Here is a 19,985-nt window from a genome sequence, read left to right as displayed (position 1 = left end):
GCCGCGTCGATGGGCTCTGATGCCCATTTTCCGGCGTGCGCGCCGGCCGGGGCGGCGGCCCGAGGGACAGCGCGTGCGGCTGCGGATGGGTACTGCGCCCGATAGGCAGGGCGCGGCCCGTCGGCGACGGTGGGGAAGGAGCGGCGACCACCACCGGACCGCTCCCCCGCCGAGCCACCCGAGGAAGAGGTCCCGCCATGTCGTCGCTCGACACGCCCCCCACCGAAGGCCGTCCGAAGCGTCTGACGGCGCACGAGGCCCGTCAGCGTCTCGAGCACGAGCGCGACGCGCGGCTGACCCAGCTGCGGGCCCTCGATGAGGCCGGACAGGAGGTGACGGACCAGGTGACGATCGCGCAGAAGGACGCCGTCCGGCGCGTGCTCACCGAGATCGAGGCGGCCTTCACGCGCGTGCACGACGGCAGCTACGGCACCTGCGCCGGCTGCTCCCGGCCGGTGCCCGCCGAACGCCTGGAGATCCTGCCGTACACGCGGTTCTGCGTCGGCTGCCAGCGTCACGGCGCCTGATCCCGCGCGCCTCCGTCTCCCGTCCTGCCCTGACCGAGGGGTGAAGTCGTGAACCACCGGACCGTCGGTGACGTGAACCACCGGACCGCCGACGAGCGGGCCCCGGTCCTCTCCGCGAAGGACCTCGCCGCGCTCCGCGAGAACCTGCACGAGCAGTTGCTGTTCCGCCGGGAGCAGATCGAGCAGCTCACGTCCGCCGCCCCGGCCCCCGCACCCGCCCCCGGCGACGGCGACGGGCCGGGCGGGCGGCGGGCCGCCGCCCGGATCGAGGTCGGGGTCCAGCTCGCCGCCTCCGCCCGTATGGTCCTCGCCGACGTGGAGGCGGCTCTGCGCCGCATGGACGAGGGCCGCTACGGCTCCTGCTGCCTGTGCCGGCGGCCCATCGCCCGCGAGTTGCTGGCGATCGTGCCGCAGGCCCGCCACTGTGCCCGTTGTCGCCAGGTCAGGGAGGCGGGCCGGTGATCCTCGCGGCCCGTCGCGGCTCCAGCCGGCACCGGCCGTGGCCGCTGTGCCTGCAGTGCTACGGCCTCGCCCTCGACGTGGGCGGCGCCCGTACGCGGGCCTGGACGTCCGACCGGGGCACGATCCTCGACGTCCCCACCGCGGCCGGGTCCGCGACCGTGGCGTCACTCCTTGGTGGCGGGTCCGCACCGTGCGTCGGCGAACGGTCCGCGGGTTGTCCTGGTGCTGTCACACTCCCCGGCGGACTCTGGCCGCGGTGCCCCGCGCGGGCGCATGGTCGGTTCGACGGGGCCCACCGCCCGGTGGCCCCACCGACGTGGAGGTGCGCCATGTGTACCCACCGGACAACGAGCCCCGCGGCCGACCACGCACACGTCGTCGCGGCCCGCCCCGAGCAGGGCTGGACCCTGCTGTGCGACGGCACGATCGTCTTCGACGACTCCGGCGAGCTGCTGCCCGACGGCCGCGTCGTGGCCCCGCACCGCGTGCCGGCCGAACGGCTCGCCGTCGCCCTCGCCGCCGTAGCCTGATCAGTCTCCGAGGACGGCGAACCCGTCCAGCTCGACGAGGGCCTCCTCGTCCCACAGCCGTACGATGCCGACGACCGCCATGGCGGGGTAGTCCCGGCCCGCCAGGTCCCGCCACACGCGGCCGAGTTCGGGTGCGCAGGCCCGGTACGCGGCGACGTCGGTGACGTACACGGTGACGCGTGCGAGGTCCGCCGGGGTGCCGCCGGCCGCCGCGAGGGCGGTCAGGAGGTTGGCCAGGGCGCGGGCGAACTGCTCGGGCAGCGAGTCACCGACCACCTTCCCGTCGGCGGCCAGCGCGGTCTGGCCGGCCAGGAACACCACTCGGGAGCCGGTCGCGACGACCGCGTGCGAGAAGCCGGCCGGCGGTGACAGCTCCGGCGGGTTGACGCGTTCGGCGGTCACCGGACGCCCTCCGGTCCGGCCTGCGGGGGTCCGCCCTCGCCCGACCGCGCTCGATCCGGCGCCGGGCGGTCCGGCAGCGAGTGATCCGGCACCGGGCGATCCGACACCGGGCGGTCCGGCCCCGCGCGGTCCGCCTCAGTGCGCTCCGCCTCCGCGTACAACTCCTTGGCGATGACGGCGCGTTGCACCTCGCTCGCCCCCTCGTAGATCCGTGGTGCCCGCACCTCGCGGTACAGGTGTTCCAGCAGGTGGCCCCGGCGCAGGGCGCGGGCGCCGTGGAGCTGGACGGCCGCGTCGACGACGTACTGCGCGGTCTCGGTGGCGAGGAGTTTCGCCATGGCGGCACGGCGCGGCACGTCCGGCGCGCCGGTGTCGTACGCGGTGGCGGCGGCGTACACCATCAGGCGGGCCGCCTCCGTGCGCAGGGACATCTCGGCGACCTGGTGGGCGACCGTCTGGAGGTCCCGCAGTTTGCCGCCGAAGGCGTCCCGGCACGCGGTGTGGGCCAGGGTGGCGTCGAGGGCGGCCTGGGCCATGCCGACGGCGAAGGCGCCGACGCTGGGCCGGAAGAGGTCGAGGGTGGACATGGCCACGCGGAAGCCGCGGTCCGGTTCGCCGAGCAGGTCGGCCCCGGTGACCGGGACGGCGTCGAGGACGAGGGCGCCGACGGGGTGCGGGGAGAGCATGTCGAGGGCGGTGCCGGTGAGGCCGGGGCGGTCGGCGGGGAGCAGGAACGCGGTGACGCCGCGGGCGCCCGCCCCGGGTGTCGTGCGGGCGAAGACGGTGTAGAAGTCGGCTTCGGGGGCGTTGGAGATCCAGCGTTTCTCGCCGGTCAGGCGCCAGCCGTCGGCGCCGTCGGGCTCCGCGGCGAGGGAGAGCGCGGCCGCGTCCGATCCCGCCCCCGGCTCGCTGAGCGCGAAGGCGGCCACGGCGCTGCCGTCGGTGACGCGGGGCAGCCAGCGCTGCCGCTGGTCGTGGCTGCCGTGCGCGTGGACGGGGTGCGCGCCGAGGCCCTGGAGGGCGAGGGCGGTCTCGGCCTCGGTGCAGGCGTGGGCGAGGGATTCGCGCATCAGGCACAGGTCGAGGGCGCCGGAGGTGAACAGGCGGGCGAGCAGGCCCAGTCTGCCGAGTTCGGTGAGGAGGGGGCGGTTGATCCGGCCGGGTTCGCCCTCGTCCGCGAGCGGGCGCAGCCGGTCGGCGGCCAGGGCGCGCAGTTCGGCGCACCAGGCGGTCCGTGCCGGTTCGAGCGAGAACGCGGGCATCGCCGCCCCTCTCCACCGATGGCCTTGCCTCTGCCGCCCCCACGGTATCGCGAACCGTTGACTGCCGTCACCAACGCGATACGCTCGGTGCGCGAGCCCACCATCACGCCCGCCACGGCGCCCCGGGGCGCCCACCAAGGCAAGGGGGCGACCCGCCATGCACGCCTCGGCCCACGTCGACACCTTCGCGCGCGACCACCTCCCGCCGCCCGGCCAGTGGCCCGGGCTGCGCTTCGACCTGCCGGGGCTGCGCTATCCCGGACGGCTGAACGCCGCCGCCGAGCTGCTCGCCGGCGGCGCCCCCGAACGGCCGGTGTTCCGCACCCCGACGGGTCCGCCCTGGACGTACGGGGAGCTGCGCGCCCGCGTCGACCGGCTGGCGCACGTCCTCACCGGCGAGCTGGGCGTCGTACCGGGCAACCGGGTGCTGCTGCGCGGGCCGACCACCCCGTGGCTGGCGGCCTGCTGGCTGGCGGTGCTGAAGGCGGGCGCGATCGCGGTCACCGTGCTGGCGCAGCAGCGCCCGCAGGAGCTGCGCACGATGTGCGCGATCGCCCGGGTGGAGCACGCCCTGTGCGACATCCGGTCGGTCGACGACCTCGCCAGGGCGGCGGTACCGGGGCTGCGGATCGCGGTGTACGGCGGTGACGCGCCCGACGACCTGCTGAACCGGCGGGCGGCCGCCGGCCCGTTCCGGGCCGTGGACACCGCCGCCGACGACGTGGCGCTGATCGCCTTCACCTCGGGCACCACCGGCCGGCCCAAGGGCTGCCTGCACTTCCACCGGGACGTGTTGGCGATCGCCGACACCTTCTCCCGGCACGTGCTGGCGCCGCGCGCCGACGACGTGTTCGCGGGCAGTCCCCCGCTCGGCTTCACCTTCGGTCTCGGCGGCCTGCTGGTGTTCCCGATGCGGGCCGGCGCGAGCGCCCTGCTGCTCGAACAGGCGGGTCCGCGGCAGCTGTTGGCGGCGGTCGCCGAGCACCGGGTGTCCGTGCTGTTCACCGCGCCCACGGCCTACCGGGTGATGCTCGCCGACCTCGACGGGCACGACGTCTCGTCGCTGCGCCGCTGTGTCTCCGCCGGCGAGAACCTGCCCGCGGCGACCTGGCGGGCCTGGCACGAACGGACCGGACTGCGCCTGATCAACGGGATCGGGGCCACCGAGCTGCTGCACATCTTCATCTCGGCGGCCGACGAGCGGATCCGGCCGGGCACCACGGGCGTCCCCGTGCCGGGCTGGCAGGCGCGGGTGCAGGACGCGAACGGCGACCCCGTCCCCGACGGCCGGCCCGGACTGCTGGCCGTGCGCGGCCCGGTGGGCTGCCGCTACCTCGCCGACCCGCGGCAGCGGGAGTACGTGCGCGACGGGTGGAACGTCACCGGCGACACCTACGTCCGCGAGGAGGACGGCTACTTCCGGTACGTGGCCCGCGCCGACGACATGATCGTCTCCGCGGGGTACAACATCGCGGGCCCCGAGGTGGAGGACGCGCTGCTGCGGCATCCCGACGTCGTCGAGACGGCGGTCGTCGGGCGGCCCGACGAGGCGCGCGGCCGGGTGGTGGTGGCGTTCGCGGTCCTGCGGGCCGGGGCGCGCCCGGACGCGGAGGCGCTGCGGGCCTTCCTCAAGGCGGAGCTGGCGCCGTACAAGTGTCCGCGCGAGATCGTGTTCCTGGACGCGCTGCCGCGCACCGCGACCGGCAAACTCCAGCGCTTCCGGCTGCGCGCCACGGGCGACACCGATGGCGACACCGATGGTGACCAGCAGTGATGCCGACGACCTAAGATGATCAACGTGTCCGACCAGCCCGCACCTCGGTCCCTCATCGTCACGCTCTACGGCGCGTACGGCCGCTTCGCGCCGGGCCCGGTGCCCGTCGCCGAGTTGATCCGGCTGCTCGCCGCGGTCGGCGTCGACGCGCCCTCCGTGCGCTCCTCGGTGTCCCGGCTGAAGCGACGCGGCCTGCTGCTGCCCGCCCGCACCGCGCAGGGCGCCGCCGGGTACGAACTGTCGGCGGAGGCACGGCAGTTGCTGGAGGACGGCGACCGGCGCGTCTACGCCACCGCGCCGCCCGGCGACGAGGGCTGGGTGCTGGCGGTGTTCTCGGTGCCGGAGTCGGAGCGGCAGAAGCGGCACGTGCTGCGTTCCCGGCTGGCCGGCCTCGGCTTCGGCACGGCCGCCCCCGGCGTGTGGATCGCCCCGGCCCGGCTGTACGACGAGACCCGGCACACCCTGGAACGGCTGCGCCTGGACGGGTACGTGGACTTCTTCCGCGGCGAGCACCTCGGTTTCACGCCGACCGTCGAGGCCGTCGGCCGCTGGTGGGACCTGGCGGCCGTCGCCGAGGAGCACGAGGCGTTCCTCGACCGCCACGCGGACGTGCTGCGGGCCTGGGAGCGGCGCGAGGACACCCCGGCGCAGGAGGCGTACCGCGACTACCTGCTCGCCCTGGACGCCTGGCGCCACCTGCCCTACACCGACCCCGGCCTGCCCGCCGCGCTGCTGCCCGCCGACTGGCCGGGAACGCGCTCGGCGGCGGTGTTCCGGGGACTGCACGACCGGCTGCGGGACGCGGGCGCCGCCTTCACCGGCCTGCTCCCCGAAGCCTGAGCCGTCTGCGGTATCAACTCTCCAGTTCCAGGCGCGGTTTGGGGGCGTCCGTGCGACCGGTCCGCGGTGGCCGGCTGCCCGCCCGGTACGGTGCCGGCCAGACGGCGCCCGGTCCGTCGTAGCCCTGTTCGGCGGCCGCGTGCAGGGTCCAGTGCGGGTCGTACAGGTGCGGGCGCGCCAGCGCGCACAGGTCCGCGCGCCCGGCCAGCAGAAGCGAGTTGACGTCGTCCCAGGAGGAGATGGCGCCGACCGCGATCACCGGGATCCGCGCCTCGTGCCGGATCCGGTCCGCGAACGGCGTCTGGTACGACCGGCCGTACTCGGGCGTCTCGTCGGCGACGACCTGCCCGGTGGAGACGTCGATCGCGTCGGCGCCGTGCGCGGCGAAGGCGCGGGCGATCTCCACGGCGTCCTCGGCCGTGGTCCCGCCGTCGGCCCAGTCGGTCGCGGAGATCCGTACGGTCATGGGCCGTTCCTCCGGCCACACGGACCGTACGGCGTCGAAGACCTCCAGCGGGAACCGCAACCGCCGCTCCGGCGACCCGCCGTAGGTGTCGGTGCGCCGGTTGGTCAGCGGGGAGAGGAATCCGGACAGCAGGTAGCCGTGGGCGCAGTGCAGTTCGAGGAGGTCGAACCCGGCCCGCGCGGCCCGCCCGGCCGCCGCCGCGAACTGATGCCTCAGATCGGTCAGTTGGGCCCGGCCGAGTTCCCGGGGCGTCTGGCTGCCCGGCTTGTACGGCAGCGGGGAGGCGGCCACGACCGGCCAGTTGCCGTCCGGCAGGGGCTCGTCCATGCCCTCCCACATCGGCCGGGTCGAGCCCTTGCGCCCGGAGTGGCCGAGCTGCACGCCGATCGCGGTGCCCGGCGCCCGCTCGTGCACGAAGTGGGTGATCCGCCGCCACGCCTCGGCCTGCCGGGCGGTGTAGAGGCCGGCGCAGCCGGGCGTGATGCGCCCCTCGGGCGACACGCACACCATCTCCGTCATGACCAGTGCGGCCCCGCCGAGGGCGCGGGCGCCGAGGTGCACGAGGTGGAGGTCGCCGGGGACGCCGTCGGCCGCGGAGTACAGGTCCATCGGGGAGACGACGACCCGGTTGCGCAGGGTCAGGCCGCGCAGCCGCAGCGGCGTGAACATCGGTGGTGTGCCGGGCGGGCAGCCGAACTCCCGCTCCACGCCGCCGGTGAAGCGGGCGTCGCGCAGCCGCAGGTTGTCGTGGGTGACGCGGCGGCTGCGGGTGAGCAGGTTGAAGGCGAACCGGCGCGGCGGCTGGTCGACGTACAGGGCGAGGTTCTCGAACCACTCCAGGCTGGCGCGGGCGGCACGCTGGGTGGAGGCGACGACCGGCTTGCGTTCCTCCTCGTAGGCGGTCAGCGCCGAGCGCAGGTCGGGCTGTTCCTCCAGGCAGGCCGTCAGCGCCAGGGCGTCCTCGACGGCGAGTTTGGTGCCGGAGCCGACGGAGAAGTGGGCGGTGTGGGCGGCGTCGCCCAGCAGCACCACGTTGCCGTGGGACCAGCGCTCGTTGACCACCGTGCGGAACGTGGTCCACGCCGAGTCGTTGGACCGCAGCGGCCTGCCGCCGAGCGCGTCCGCGAAGATCTTGGCGCAGCGTTCGACGGACTCCTGCGGGGTGACCCGGTCGAACCCGGCCGCGTGCCACACCTCCTCGCGCATCTCGACGATGACGGTGGAGGCACCGGAGCCGTTCTGCGGCCCGGCGGACCCCGTCGCGGGGTGGTGGCCGGTGGACGGGCGGGCGTAGGGGTAGCCGTGCAGTTGCATGACGCCGTGCTCGGTCTCGGCGATCTCGAACCGGAAGGCGTCGAAGGGGAAGTCGGCGGCGAGCCACAGGTAGCGGCAGCGGTGGGTGGTGACCCGGGGGCGGAACACCTGGGCGTAGGTCTCCCGGGTCGCGCTGTGCACGCCGTCGGCGGCGACGACCAGGTCGTGGGTCCGCGCGAGGCGCGCCACGGGCGGTGCCCCGGTGTGGCGCAGGTCGACGCCGAGGGCGTGGCAGCGGGTCCGCAGGATCTCCAGGAGGCGTTTTCGGCCCAGGGCGGCGAAGCCGTGGCCCGTGCAGGTGTGGCGGGTGTTCCTGTGGACGACGTCCACGTCGTCCCAGCGGACGAAGTTCCGCCGGAGGGCGTCGTGGACGGCGGGGTCGGCGTGCTCGATGCCGCCGAGGGTCTCGTCGGAGAGGACCACGCCGAAGCCGAAGGTGCGGTCGGCGGGAGTGCGTTCCCAGAGGGTGACCCGGCGGTCGGGGGCGCGGCGTTTCAGCAGGACGGCGGTGTAGAGGCCGCCCGGGCCGCCGCCGATGACCGCGACGCGCAAGGGGCGGGCGGGCCCGTCGTGCGCGGGCCGCCCCGTCGTGACGGGTCGCGTCCCCGGGGCCGGCGTGCTCAGCGCCCCTGCCATTTCGGCGGCCTCTTCTCCGTGAACGCCGCGTGGAACTCGGCGTAGTCCTCGCCGTTCATCAGGAGGGCCTGGGTCGCCGCGTCCAGTTCCACCGCCGCCGCCAGCGGCATGTCGAGTTCGGCCGTCAGCAGGGCCTTGGTCTGGGCGTACGCCAGTGCCGGGCCGTCGGCCAGGCGGCGGGCGAGGCGGTGGGCGGCCTCGTCGGCACGGGCCTCCTGCGCCAGTTCGCTGACGAGGCCGATCCGCTCCGCCTCGGCGGCGCGGACCGGCTCGCCGAGCATGAGCAGGCGGGTCGCGTGGCCGAGGCCGACGACGCGGGGCAGCAGGTAGGCGGCGCCCATGTCGCCGCCGGACAGGCCGACGCGGGTGAAGAGGAACGCGAAGCGGGCGCTGGGGTCGGCGACGCGGAAGTCCGCGGCCAGGGCCAGCACGGCGCCCGCTCCGGCGGCCACCCCGTGCACGGCCGCGATCACCGGGAACGGGCACTCCCGTACCGCCCGGACGACCTGGCCGGTCATCCGGTTGAAGTCGAGCAGCTGGGCGGTGTCCAGGGCGAGCGTGGCGCCGATGATCTCCTCGACGTCGCCGCCGGAGCAGAAGCCGCGCCCCTCGCCGGCCAGCACCAGGGCGCGCACGGAGCGCTCCCTGGACAGCTCGGCGAGCAGGTCGCGCAGGTCTGCGTAGGCTCCGAAGGTGAGCGCGTTGAGCTTCTCGGGGCGGGCGAGGGTGACGGTGGCGACGCCGTCGGCGTGGGTGACGCGCAGGTGGTGCCAGTCGGAGGTGCGGGCGGCGGAGCCGGTGAAGGGACTCATGAGGGCGGCCTCCTCGACGAGTGGTCACCCTCGAAGCTATCACCGATACGTGACTGTCGTCAGGAGTGCGCGACAAGACAGGTGGGTGCGCGACGGTCGCGTCACCGCGCGAGGGGTCCGCGTCACATGCGTCACCGGTCCTCGACAACGCGGTAACGACGGGATCAGGGGTGCGCCCGGGGCCGTTGTGCCGGGTAGGCCGACCGGTGACGGGGCGGACGGTCCCGTACGGCGGACGGTCCCGTACGGCGACCGGCCTGGGCCTCCGGCGGAGGCCGCCGTACCATTCCTCAAATCGAGAGCAGGACCACCTGATGCCGCACACGGGGACCTGCGCCACGAACGGACTCACCTTGCACGAACGCCCCTCCTCAGCCGCGTCCTGGCGCGTCGCGCTGCCGCACTCCGCCGCGGCCGTGCCGGTCGCGCGCGCCCTGGTCCGCACGGCGCTGGCGGAGCTGGAGCACGGGGCGGACAGCGACACGGCGGAGCTGCTGACCGCCGAGCTGGTGGCGAACGCCGTGGAGCACACCGCCGGGGACGACCCGATCGAACTGGTGGTGCGGCTGCTGCCGACCGGCTGCCAGGTCGAGGTGCACGACCCCGACCCGGTGCCGCCCGGCGACCTGACCCGTCCTGCCGCCGGCCGGGAGCCCGACCCTTGGCAGGAGCACGGGCGCGGGCTGCTGCTGATCCGCGCGCTCAGTTCGTCCTGCGGTCACCGGCCGACGGAGACCGGGAAAGCGGTGTGGTTCCGGCTGACCGCCGTGCCGCCGCAGGGACGCCCGCGTCCGGTGTGAGCCGGGCCCCACCGGCCCGGCGTCACCACAGCCTCGCAGCCGGCGTCACCACGCACCCGTGACCGGCGTCACCGCAGACCCGTGACCGGCGCCACCGTAGCCTCGCAGCCGGCGTCACCGCAGACCCGTGACCGGGGCGGCCGCAGCCCCGTGGTCGGCGTCACCGCAGCCTCGCAGCCGGCGTCGCCACGGTCCCGCGACCGGGGCGGCCGCAGCCCCGTGGTCGGCGTCACCGCAGCCTCGCAGCCGGCGTCGCCTCGCAGCCGACGCCACCGCAGACCGTGACCGGGGCGGCCGCAGACCCGCAGCCGGCGTCGCCGCGGTTCTATCGGGCCAGCGTCGCCACCAGGACGGCCTTGATGGTGTGCAGCCGGTTCTCGGCCTCGTCGAAGACGACGGAGTGCGCGGACTCGAAGACCTCGTCGGTCACCTCCAGCGAGTCCAGGCCGTGCCGGTCGTGGATCTCGCGGCCGACCTTGGTGCCGAGGTCGTGGAAGGCGGGCAGGCAGTGCAGGAACTTGACGCCCGGGTTGCCGGTGGCGCGCAGGACGTCCATCGTCACGGCGTACGGGGTGAGGGCCTCGATCCGCTCGTCCCAGACCTCCTTGGGCTCCCCCATGGAGACCCACACGTCGGTGGCGACGAAGTCGGCGCCGCGCACGCCCTCGGAGAGCGACTCGGTGAGGGTGACGCGCGCGCCGCTGACCTCGGCCAGTTCGCGGGCGCGGTCGACGACCTCCTGGGCGGGCCAGTAGGACTTGGGGGCGACGATCCGCACGTCCATGCCGAGCAGGGCGCCGGTGACCAGGTAGGAGTTGCCCATGTTGAAGCGGGCGTCGCCGAGGTAGGCGAGGGTGATCTCGTGCAGCGGCCGGTCGGTGTGCTCGGTCATGGTGAGCACGTCGGCGAGCATCTGGGTGGGGTGCCAGTCGTCGGTGAGGCCGTTGTAGACGGGCACGCCGGCGTACGCGGCCAGCTCCTCGACCTTGTCCTGGCTGTCACCGCGGTACTGGATGCCGTCGTACATCCGGCCGAGCACGCGTGCGGTGTCCTTCACGGACTCCTTGTGGCCGATCTGCGAGCTGCTCGGGTCGAGGTACGTGGTGGAGGCGCCCTGGTCGGCGGCGGCGACCTCGAACGCGCAGCGGGTGCGCGTGGAGGTCTTCTCGAAGATCAGGACGATGTTCCTGCCGGTGAGGTACCGCGTCTCGGTCCCGGCCTTCTTGGCGGCCTTCAGCTCGGCGGCCAGCTCGATCAGCCCGCGGAACTCCTCCTGGGTGAGATCCAGTTCCTTGAGGAGGTGGCGGCCGGCGAGGGCGGTCGGGACTGTCGCCATGGGGGCGCTCCAGAGGTGCGGTGAACAGGTTCCGCGGCAGGTTCGCTGACGCGTTCATTGACGGTCTCAATGACAGGGGCTTGGAAGTCTATACGACGTTCAGCATTTATATGCATTCCGGCCCCGCCCACCCACCGGTACCGCACCGGCCGGCCCGCCGCCGGCCACACCGGCCCCCGCCACACCGGTCCCCGCTACACCGGTCCCCGCTCCACCGGGCAGCTCATGCAGCGCGGCCCACCCCTCCCCCGCCCCAGTTCGCTGCCCGGGATCTCTATGACCTCGATGCCCCGCTTGCGCAGATGGGTGTTGGTGGTGGCGTTGCGCTCGTAGGCGACGACGACGCCCGGTTCGACGGCCAGGACGTTGCAGCCGTCGTCCCACTGCTCGCGTTCGGCCGCGTGCACGTCCTGGGTGGCGGTGAGGACGCGGATCTCGCTGAGGCCGAGGGCGGCCGCGATCGCGCGGTGCATGTGCTCCGGCGGGTGGTCGGTGACCTTGAGCTCCTTCTCGCCGACGCCGGGCTCGATGGTGTACGAGCGGAGCATGCCGAGACCGGCGTACTGGGTGAAGGTGTCGCCGTCGACCATCGTCATCACGGTGTCGAGGTGCATGAACGCGCGCCGCTTCGGCATGTCGAGGGCGACGATCGTGGCGGCCGAGCCCGCCGCGAACAGTTTGTGGGCGAGCATCTCGACGGCCTGGGGGGTGGTGCGCTCGCTCATGCCGATGAGGACGGCGCCGTTGCCGATGACGAGGACGTCCCCGCCCTCGATGGTGGAGGGGTAGTCGGCCTGCCCCTCGGACCAGAGGTGGAACTCCTCGGGACGGAAGAGGGGGTGGTGGCGGTAGATCGCCTCGAAGTGCACGGTCTCGCGCTGCCGGGCCGGCCAGCGCATGGCGTTGATGGAGACGCCGTCGTAGATCCAGGCGGAGGTGTCGCGGGTGAAGAGGTGGTTGGGGAGGGGGCCGAGGAGGAAGTCGTCGAGCTCCATGGCGTGGAAGCGCACGGAGGTCGGCTCGGGGTGCGCGTCGAGGAACTCCCGCTTGGTCATGCCGCCGACGAGGACCTCCGCCAGCGCAGGCGCGGGCAGGTTCTCGAAGGCCGCGCGGAGGTGGTCGGTGGCGAGCACCCCGTACTCCTTCTCGTCGAAGACCCGGTCCAGGACGAGTGCCCGGGCCGCCGGGATCTCCAGGGCCTCGGTGAGCAGGTCGCCGAAGAGGTGGACGTCGACGCCGCGGTCGCGCAGCACGTCCGCGAAGCCGTCGTGCTCGGCGCGCGCCCGCCGCACCCAGAGCACGTCGTCGAAGAGGAGGGCGTCCTTGTTGCTGGGGGTGAGCCTCTTGAGCTCGAGATCGGGCCGGTGCAGGATGACGCGGCGCAGCCGCCCGGCCTCGGAGTCGACGTGGAATCCCATGCCTCCATCCTGACCACCGGGACCCGCCTTCACCCGCTCCCGGCCCGATTCCGCACCACCTCGTTCTCGTCCTCTTGACGACAACTGGATCTCCCGGTTATCGTCCCAGTGACGAAAATGGTCCGACCGAGGGGGATCCCGTGGCCGACATCACCCGGCGCCTGGGCTGGCGCCACCTGCGGGGCGCCCCGACGGCGCACGTCCGCCACCACCGCTCCGGCAGACTGGCGCACGACGGTCCGGGGCTCAGCTTCTGGTTCCGCCCGCTGACCGCCGCGCTCTCCGAAGTCCCGGTGGACGACCGGGAACTGGCCATGACCTTCCACGCCCGTACGGCAGACTTCCAGGACGTGGCCGTCCAGGCGACCGTGACCTACCGGGTCGGCGACCCGGCGCTCGCCGCCGCCCGTCTCGACTTCTCGATCGACCCCGACACCGGGGCCTGGCGCGGCGCCCCCCTGGAACAGCTCGGCACCCTGCTGACCGAGACGGCCCAGCAGCACGCGCTGGACGTCCTCGCCCGCACGCCGCTGTCGGCGGCGCTGGTCGACGGGGTGACGGCGGTGCGCGAGCGGGTCGCGGCCGGGCTCGCGGCGGAGCCCCGGCTGCCCGCCACCGGCATCGAGATCGTCGCCGTACGCGTGGTGGCGCTGCGGCCGGAACCCGAGGTGGAGCGGGCGCTGCGCACCCCGGCGCGCGAGCAGATCCAGCAGGAGGCCGACCGGGCGACGTACGAGCGGCGGGCGGTGGCCGTCGAGCGGGAGCGCACGATCGCCGAGAACGAACTCGCCAGCCGGATCGAACTCGCCCGGCGCGAGGAGCAGCTGGTCGACCAGCGCGGCACCAACGCGCGCCGCGAGGCGGAGGAGGACGCGGCGGCCGACAAGGTGCGCGCCGAGGCGGAGGCGGCCCGCCTGGTCCGGCTGGCGGAGGCGGAGGCGGCCCGTGCCGTGGCCCTCGGCGACGCGGAGGCGACCCGTTCGGTACGGCTCGCCCGCGCTGAGGCGGAGGCGGCCCGCGAGGTGGGCGAGGCGCGGGCGCAGGCCCAGGCGGCCTGGCTCCGGGCGCACGCGGACGTCGACGTCGCCACCCTGCACGCCCTCACCGGCACCCGGCTCGCGGAGAACCTGCCGCACATCGACAGCCTGACCGTCTCGCCCGACGTGCTGACCGGGCTGCTGGCCAGGCTGGGAGCACGGCAGTGAGTCTCGCCCCGCGGGCCGTGCTGGTCCACCGCACCACGGAGTACGAGGAGTTGGTGGCCCGGCACGGCACGCACGGCCAGGCCGCCTTCTTCCTCTCCTCGCGGGGCCGGGACATCGAGGAGATCGCCGAACGCCACCGCGCGACCCGGCGCGCGCTGGCCCGGGTGACCGCGGCGATTCCCCTGGCCTGGCGTCAGAGCCGGGTCGAACGGCGGGACCTGGACCGTTTCCTGTTCGCGCCCGAGGACGTGGTGATCGTGGTCGGCCAGGACGGACTGGTGGCGAACGTCGCCAAGTACCTCGCGGGCCAGCCGGTCGTGGGCATCGACACGGACCCCGGCCGCAATCCGGGTGTCCTGGTCCGCCACCGGCCCGCCGACACCGAGGCGCTGCTGGCGGCCGGCACCGGGGGCGTCGAGGAGCTGACCATGGTCGAGGCCGTCGCCGACGACACCCAACGGCTGGTGGCCCTGAACGAGATCTATCTCGGCGCGGCCGGCCACCAGACCGCCCGGTACCGCCTGGGCCTCGACGGCGACGGGGGTGTCGCCGAGGCCCAGGCCTCCTCCGGAGTGCTGGTCGGCACCGGCACGGGGGCCACCGGCTGGATCCGCTCGGTCCGGCGGCAGCGCGGCGGCGACGGCCCGCGCCCGCCGGGCCCGTCCGAACAGCGGCTGCTGTGGTTCGTCCGGGAGGCCTGGCCGTCCCCGGCCACCGGAACCTCCCTGGTCGCGGGCGAACTCACGGCCGGCGCCCGGCTGACCCTGACCGTCGAGTCGGAACGGCTGATCGCCTTCGGCGACGGCATCGAGAGCGACGCGCTGGAACTGACCTGGGGACAGCGGGTGACGGTGGGCGTGTGCGGGGAGCGGCTGCGGCTGGTGCGCTGACACCCGCTCCGCCGCCGCGGCCCGACCGATCCGCCGACCCGGCACACCGCCGTGGTCCGCCCGACCCGCTCGCTCGGCACCCCGCCGCCGCCCCCGCACCTCACAACCGCGGGTCCACCGGCTCCGACTCCAGGGCCAGCACGCCGAAGACCGCCTCGTGCACGCGCCACAGGGGCTCGCCCTCCGCCAGCCGGTCCAGGGCCTCCAGGCCGAGGGCGTACTCGCGGACCGCCAGGGAGCGCTTGTGGTTCAGGAAGCGCTGCCGCAGCCGGGCGAGGTTGTCGGGGCGGGTGTACTCCGGGCCGTAGATGATCCGCAGGTACTCGCGTCCCCGGCACTTGACGCCCGGCTGGACCAGACGGCCGGCCTGGCCGCGCACCAGTGCCCCCAACGGCTTGACGACCATGCCCTCGCCGCCGCGCCCCGTCATCTCCAGCCACCAGTCGACGCCGGCCCGCACCGACTCGGGGTCGGCGGTGTCGACGTACAGGCGCCGGGTCGTCCGGAGCAGACCGGTGCCGTCGTGCTCCACCAGCCGGTCCAGCAGGGCCAGTTGCGCGTCGTGCGGCAGGGCGGCGAGGCTGCGGCCCTGGACGGCGAGGATCTGGAACGGCGCCAGTCGGACACCGTCCAGGCCGTCCGTGGTCCAGCAGTAGCGGCGGTAGGCCTGCGTGAACGCGGCCGCGTCCGCCGCGCGTTCGCGCTGCCGGGACAGCAGGTCCCGCACGTCGACCCCGCGCGCGGCCGCGCCCTCCAGGGCGGCCAGCGCGCCGGGGAAGACGGCGCCGGAGGCGGCGCCGACCGCCGCGTACTGCGAGCGCAGCAGCCCGGCCGCCTTCAGCGACCACGGCATCAGCTCCGCGTCCAGCAGCAGCCAGTCCGTGTCGAGTTCGTCCCACAGGCCGGCCTCGCCGACCGCCGTGCGGACCCGGTCGAGGATCTGCTCGGTGACCGACCCGTCGTCGAAGAACGGGCGGCCGGTGCGGGTGTAGAGCGAGCCCGTGGGACCGTCCCCGACACCGAAGCGCCTGCGCGCCGTCTCCGCGTCCCGGCACACCAGGACCACCGCCCGCGAGCCCATGTGCTTCTCCTCGCACACGACCCGCGCCACACCGTCCTCGGCGTACTGGGCGAACGCCTCCGCCGGGTGCTCCAGGTACCCCTCGACGCGGCTGGTCGCCGTCGGCGCCATGGTGGGCGGCAGGTACGGCAGCAGGCGCGGGTCGACGGCGAACCGGCTCATGACCTCCAGGGCCGCCGCCGCGTTCTCCTCGCGCACGGACACCCGTCCCGCGTGCCGGGTCTCGACCACCCGCCGGCCGTGCACGTCCCTCAGGTCCAGCGGACGCCCGTCGTGGCCGCCCGGTGCCTCGGCCCGCAACGGCTTCACCGGCTCGTACCAGACCCGCTCGGCCGGTACGTCGACCAGTTCCCGCTCCGGCCAGCGCAGCGCGGTCAGCTTGCCGCCGAACACGGCGCCGGTGTCCAGGCAGATGGTGTTGTTGAGCCAGCTCGCCTCCGGGACCGGGGTGTGGCCGTAGACGACCGCGGCCCGGCCCCGGTAGTCCTCCGCCCACGGGTAGCGCACCGGCAGTCCGAACTCGTCGGTCTCGCCGGTGGTCTCGCCGTACAGGGCGTGCGAGCGGACCCGGCCCGAGGTGCGGCCGTGGTACTTCTCGGGCAGGCCGGCGTGGCACACCACCAGCCGGCCGCCGTCGAGGACGTAGTGGCTGACGAGCCCGTCGAGGAACTCCCGCACCTCGGACCGGAACTCCTCGCTCTCGCGCTCCATCTGCTCGATGGTCTCGGCGAGGCCGTGGGTGGGCTGGACCCTGCGGCCGCGCAGGTGGCGGCCGTACTTGTTCTCGTGGTTGCCGGGCACGCACAGCGCGTTGCCCGACTTGACCATCGCCATCACGCGGCGCAGCACGCCGGGGCTGTCGGGGCCGCGGTCGACGAGGTCGCCGACGAAGACGGCCCGGCGGCCCTCCGGGTGCACGCCGTCGACATAGCCCAGCTTGCCCAGCAGCGCCTCCAGTTCGGTGGCGCAGCCGTGGATGTCGCCGATGATGTCGAAGGGTCCGGTGAGGTGGGTCAGGTCGTTGAAACGCTTCTCGGTGACGACCGTGGCGCTCTCGACGTCCGCCACGCCCCGCAGGACGTGCACCTTGCGGAAACCCTCGCGCTCCAGGTGCCGCAGCGAGCGGCGCAGTTCGCGGGTGTGGCGCTGGATGACCCGGCGGGGCATGTCGGCGCGGTCGGAGCGGGCCGCGTTGCGTTCGGCGCACACCTCCTCCGGCACGTCGAGGACGATGGCGATGGGCAGCACGTCGTACTGCCGGGCCAGGTCGATCAGCTGACGCCGGGCGTCCTGCTGCACGCTGGTCGCGTCGACGACCGTGCGCCGGCCCGCCGCGAGGCGCTTGCCGGCGATGTGGTGCAGGACGTCGAAGGCGTCCCGCGAGGCGCTCTGGTCGTTCTCGTCGTCGGCGACCAGGCCGCGGCAGAAGTCGGAGGAGAGGACCTCGGTGGGCTTGAAGTGCCGCCGGGCGAAGGTGGACTTGCCCGATCCGGACGCGCCGATCAGCACGACGAGGGAGAGGTCGGTGACGGGCAGGACGCGGCCCTGCCCGGTGGTCGCCCGTGTGTCGGTCATGCTGCCTCCGCCTCCTTCCGGTTCGTGGTCCGCAGGGTGAACACGGCCATCTGGGTGGGCGGTCCGACCTCGGGGTCCTCCGGTCCGACGGGCGTGAACTCCACGTCGTAGCGGTGCCGTTCGGCCACCGCGCCGGCCCAGGTGCGGAACTCCTCGCGGGTCCACTCGAAGCGGTGGTCGCCGTGCCGGACGTGCCCGGCCGGGAGGGTCTCCCAGCGGACGTTGTACTCGACGTTCGGGGTGGTCACGAGGACCGTGCGGGGGCGGGCCGAGCCGAACACCGCGTACTCCAGGGCGGGCAGCCGCGGCAGGTCGAGGTGCTCGACGACCTCGCTGAGCACGGCCGCGTCATAGCCCTTGAGCCGGGTGTCGGTGTAGGCGAGCGAGCCCTGGAACAGCTTCACGCGGGAGGCCTGCCGCTCGCCCATCCGGTCCAGCTTCAGCCGCCGGGAGGCGATGGACAGCGCGCGCATCGACACGTCGACGCCGACGATCTCCGTGAACCGCGGGTCCTTCAGCAGTGCCTGCACCAACTGGCCCTGGCCGCAGCCGAGGTCGAGGACCCGGGCGGCGCCGGACTCGCCCAGCGCGGCGATGATCGCGTCGCGTCGCCGCACGGCCAGCGGGGTCGGCCTCTCCTCGGCCTCCGTCTCCGCCTCCGCCTCGACCGCGTTGTCGATCTCCTCGACCGCGGTGTCGTCGGTCTCGGCGAGCCGCACCAGCTCCAGGCGTTCCATCGCCTGCCGGGTCAGCGACCAGCGGCGCGACAGGTAACGGCTGGTGATGAGCTTCTGCTCGGGGTGGCCGGGCAGCCAGCCCTCCCCGGCGCGCAGCAGCTTGTCGACCTCGTCGGGGGACACCCAGTAGTGCTTGGCGTCGTCGAGGACGGGCAGCAGGACGTACAGGTGCCGCAGGGCCTCGGCGAGGGTCAGCGCCTCGGACTCCAGCACGAGACGCACGTACCGCGAGTCGCCCCAGTCGGGGAACTCCGCGTCCAGCGCGACCGGTTCGGCGGTCACCGTCCAGCCGAGCGGCTCGAAGAGTTGCTGTACGAGGCCGGGGCCGCCGCGCGCGGGCAGCGCGGGTACCTCGACGCGCAGGGGCCTCGGCTGCGAGGGGAGTTCGGGTTTCGCCGCGCACACCCCCCGCATGGCGCTGGAGAAGACGCCGCTCAGCGCGACGGCGAGCAGCGAGGAGGCCGCATACGGGCGGTCGTTGACGTACTGGGCGAGCGCCGCGTCGGGGGCGCCACCGCGGCCCTTGCCCTTGCCCCGGCGGACCAGCGCCACGGCGTCCACCTCCAGCAGCAGCGCCGCCGTGCAGCGTCCGGCGTCCGCCTCGGGGTAGAGGACGTGCGCCGTGCCGTACGAGGTCGAGAACGCCTGCGCGTTGTCGGGATGCTTGTGCAGCAGGAAGCCCAGGTCGGTGGCGGGGCGTTCGGGGGTGCCGGTGGTGGTGATCGTCAGGAACACGGTGGGTGCCTCGAAAGGGTTCGGAATGAGCGAAAGCGCTGGTGGTGCGCTTGTGCGCCTCTCCAACGTACAGAGATCGGGGCACGGGCACCCGGGATTTTCCCGCGCTACCCCGCCGCCCGTTCCCATGGCCGGACGCCGAGCTTCCCGGTGGTGCCGAGGTCGAGTCCGGGCGTCACGACGACCGGGTCGGCGCCCTCCTTCGCCCGGATCCGGACGTACGGCACGTTCACCGGTGTGCCGAAGTCGGTGGTGTTGCGCCACACCAGACCCGCCCTCGCCGCCTGGCCCGGCTTCAGGGTGACGGGCTCGGGCGGCACGTCGGGCCCGGCCCCGGTGGTGATCTCGCCGCTGCCCTCGAGGATCTCGACGCCGTCGACCGGCTCGCGTTCTTCGTCCAGCAGTTCCAGCAGCGGGTAGCCGTGGACGGCGTAGTCGCGCGATCCGCAGTTCTCCAGGTGCAGGCCCACCACGCGCAGGCCCATCGCCGCGTCGCCCTCGTCGGCGGTGACCCGGATCCCGGAGGACGGGCAGTCGCCCGCCTCGGCCGGTGCCTCGGCCGCGGGCACCTTGGTGACGTCGGCGACCTCGGCCCGCGTCACCGACGCGGATCCCGGCGTCGCCGCCCCCAGGGTGACGGTGCCGCGGACGGTCTTTCCGGGGCCGACCGCGCGCACGGTCTCGCGCTGGTTGCCCATGACCTCACCGGCGTCGTCGGTGAAGTCGACGAGGATCGTGTACGTCATCGCCTCGGAGCCCCGGTTGGTGACCTCGTAGGCGGCGGAGATGCCGGTGACGAAGCCGGTGGGCAGCCGGTCGGCGGTGACCGAGAGGCTGCGCCGGGGGGACGGGGAGAACGCGGAGGGCACGGAGGACGACGGGATGTTCACCGAGGTGATCCGGACCCCGTCGACGCCCGGGTCGGTCACCCGGGCACCGGGTAAGGGGGTGCTCGCGCCGGGGCCGGTGCTCCCGGTCCCGGCGTGCTGTGTTCCGCACGCCGAGAGCAGCAGGACGGTGGCGAGGGCCGGGAGGAGGAGGGGGGTGGGTCTGCGCATCCGGCCACCTCATCAGGTGGCCGTCCCGGCGACTGTGGCGGAGGCCACAATTCCGGCCACAGGGCTGTCACAGTGTCCGCCGCCTTCCGCGTCCCGCGGACAACGTCGCCCGGGGCCCGGAAGGC

At 74.2% G+C, this 19,985-nt stretch carries 17 protein-coding genes; 8 read left to right on the top strand and 9 right to left on the bottom strand.

Going from position 1 to position 19,985, the window contains the following annotated elements:
• The first annotated feature begins 197 nt into the window (after positions 1–197).
• The 3 genes from ACGFQC_RS33835 to ACGFQC_RS33825 all read left to right on the top strand — a co-directional run bounded on the left by ACGFQC_RS33835 (position 198) and on the right by ACGFQC_RS33825 (position 1,519).
• Positions 198–527, top strand: coding sequence for a TraR/DksA C4-type zinc finger protein (locus ACGFQC_RS33835; protein WP_363090380.1), 330 nt, complete (start codon positions 198–200; stop codon positions 525–527).
• 48 nt (positions 528–575) lie between these two features.
• Complete coding sequence (locus ACGFQC_RS33830; RefSeq protein ID WP_363090379.1) at positions 576–989, top strand: TraR/DksA C4-type zinc finger protein; 414 nt, start codon at positions 576–578, stop codon at positions 987–989.
• Between the two features lie 329 nt (positions 990–1,318).
• Positions 1,319–1,519, top strand: a complete 201-nt coding sequence (locus ACGFQC_RS33825; RefSeq protein ID WP_363090378.1) for a DUF5999 family protein — start codon at positions 1,319–1,321, stop codon at positions 1,517–1,519.
• On the opposite strand, the gene ACGFQC_RS33820 is transcribed toward ACGFQC_RS33825, so the two are convergent.
• Together ACGFQC_RS33820 and ACGFQC_RS33815 are read right to left on the bottom strand one after the other, a co-directional pair.
• On the bottom strand, positions 1,520–1,921 hold the full coding sequence (locus tag ACGFQC_RS33820; protein WP_363090377.1) for a RidA family protein: 402 nt from the start codon (positions 1,919–1,921) through the stop codon (positions 1,520–1,522).
• Positions 1,918–3,183, bottom strand: coding sequence for an acyl-CoA dehydrogenase (locus ACGFQC_RS33815; protein WP_363090376.1), 1,266 nt, complete (start codon positions 3,181–3,183; stop codon positions 1,918–1,920). The genes ACGFQC_RS33820 and ACGFQC_RS33815 overlap by 4 nt, the downstream gene beginning before the upstream one ends.
• A 157-nt stretch (positions 3,184–3,340) precedes the next feature.
• On the opposite strand from ACGFQC_RS33815, the gene ACGFQC_RS33810 reads away from it, so the two are divergent.
• Both ACGFQC_RS33810 and ACGFQC_RS33805 read left to right on the top strand, forming a co-directional pair.
• Positions 3,341–4,957: an AMP-binding protein gene (locus ACGFQC_RS33810; RefSeq protein ID WP_363090375.1), complete on the top strand. Its 1,617-nt coding sequence runs from the start codon at positions 3,341–3,343 to the stop codon at positions 4,955–4,957.
• A gap of 15 nt (positions 4,958–4,972) precedes the next feature.
• Positions 4,973–5,797 (top strand): PaaX family transcriptional regulator C-terminal domain-containing protein, encoded by an 825-nt coding sequence (locus ACGFQC_RS33805; RefSeq protein WP_363090374.1) that lies wholly within the window; start codon positions 4,973–4,975, stop codon positions 5,795–5,797.
• A 13-nt stretch (positions 5,798–5,810) separates the two neighbouring features.
• Here the strand turns inward: ACGFQC_RS33805 and ACGFQC_RS33800 are convergent, their stop codons facing one another.
• Both ACGFQC_RS33800 and ACGFQC_RS33795 read right to left on the bottom strand, forming a co-directional pair.
• Entirely contained in the window at positions 5,811–8,213 is a 2,403-nt protein-coding gene (locus ACGFQC_RS33800) for a bifunctional salicylyl-CoA 5-hydroxylase/oxidoreductase (RefSeq protein WP_363090373.1), read from the bottom strand.
• Positions 8,198–9,025, bottom strand: a complete 828-nt coding sequence (locus tag ACGFQC_RS33795; RefSeq protein WP_363090372.1) for an enoyl-CoA hydratase family protein — start codon at positions 9,023–9,025, stop codon at positions 8,198–8,200. The genes ACGFQC_RS33800 and ACGFQC_RS33795 overlap by 16 nt, the downstream gene beginning before the upstream one ends.
• A 314-nt stretch (positions 9,026–9,339) precedes the next feature.
• On the opposite strand from ACGFQC_RS33795, the gene ACGFQC_RS33790 reads away from it, so the two are divergent.
• Positions 9,340–9,825, top strand: a complete 486-nt coding sequence (locus ACGFQC_RS33790) for an ATP-binding protein (RefSeq protein WP_363090371.1) — start codon at positions 9,340–9,342, stop codon at positions 9,823–9,825.
• A gap of 325 nt (positions 9,826–10,150) precedes the next feature.
• Here ACGFQC_RS33790 and argF read toward each other — a convergent pair whose 3' ends face one another.
• Together argF and ACGFQC_RS33780 are read right to left on the bottom strand one after the other, a co-directional pair.
• Positions 10,151–11,161, bottom strand: coding sequence for an ornithine carbamoyltransferase (gene argF / locus ACGFQC_RS33785; RefSeq protein WP_363090370.1), 1,011 nt, complete (start codon positions 11,159–11,161; stop codon positions 10,151–10,153).
• 194 nt (positions 11,162–11,355) lie between these two features.
• The gene (locus ACGFQC_RS33780) at positions 11,356–12,579 is read right to left on the bottom strand and encodes an arginine deiminase (RefSeq protein ID WP_363090369.1); all 1,224 of its coding nucleotides are present in this window, start codon (positions 12,577–12,579) and stop codon (positions 11,356–11,358) included.
• 140 nt (positions 12,580–12,719) lie between these two features.
• Between ACGFQC_RS33780 and ACGFQC_RS33775 the strand changes: the two genes are divergently transcribed.
• The gene (locus ACGFQC_RS33775; RefSeq protein ID WP_363090368.1) at positions 12,720–13,784 is read left to right on the top strand and encodes an SPFH domain-containing protein; all 1,065 of its coding nucleotides are present in this window, start codon (positions 12,720–12,722) and stop codon (positions 13,782–13,784) included.
• Entirely contained in the window at positions 13,781–14,674 is an 894-nt protein-coding gene (locus ACGFQC_RS33770; RefSeq protein ID WP_363090367.1) for a hypothetical protein, read from the top strand. The genes ACGFQC_RS33775 and ACGFQC_RS33770 overlap by 4 nt, the downstream gene beginning before the upstream one ends.
• A 100-nt stretch (positions 14,675–14,774) precedes the next feature.
• Here ACGFQC_RS33770 and ACGFQC_RS33765 read toward each other — a convergent pair whose 3' ends face one another.
• From ACGFQC_RS33765 to ACGFQC_RS33755, 3 genes are all read right to left on the bottom strand, one after another.
• A complete protein-coding gene (locus ACGFQC_RS33765) occupies positions 14,775–17,330 on the bottom strand; it encodes a polynucleotide kinase-phosphatase (RefSeq protein WP_363090366.1) in 2,556 nt (851 codons plus the stop codon).
• Entirely contained in the window at positions 17,327–18,802 is a 1,476-nt protein-coding gene (locus ACGFQC_RS33760) for a 3' terminal RNA ribose 2'-O-methyltransferase Hen1 (protein ID WP_363090365.1), read from the bottom strand. The genes ACGFQC_RS33765 and ACGFQC_RS33760 overlap by 4 nt, the downstream gene beginning before the upstream one ends.
• A gap of 107 nt (positions 18,803–18,909) precedes the next feature.
• Positions 18,910–19,860, bottom strand: coding sequence for a DUF4232 domain-containing protein (locus ACGFQC_RS33755; RefSeq protein ID WP_363090364.1), 951 nt, complete (start codon positions 19,858–19,860; stop codon positions 18,910–18,912).
• Positions 19,861–19,985 lie beyond the last annotated feature (125 nt).

Source organism: Streptomyces sp. NPDC048734, assembly GCF_043198675.1.
Taxonomy (GTDB): Bacteria; Actinomycetota; Actinomycetes; order Streptomycetales; family Streptomycetaceae; genus Streptomyces.
This window is presented reverse-complemented; position numbering and strand designations above follow the sequence as displayed.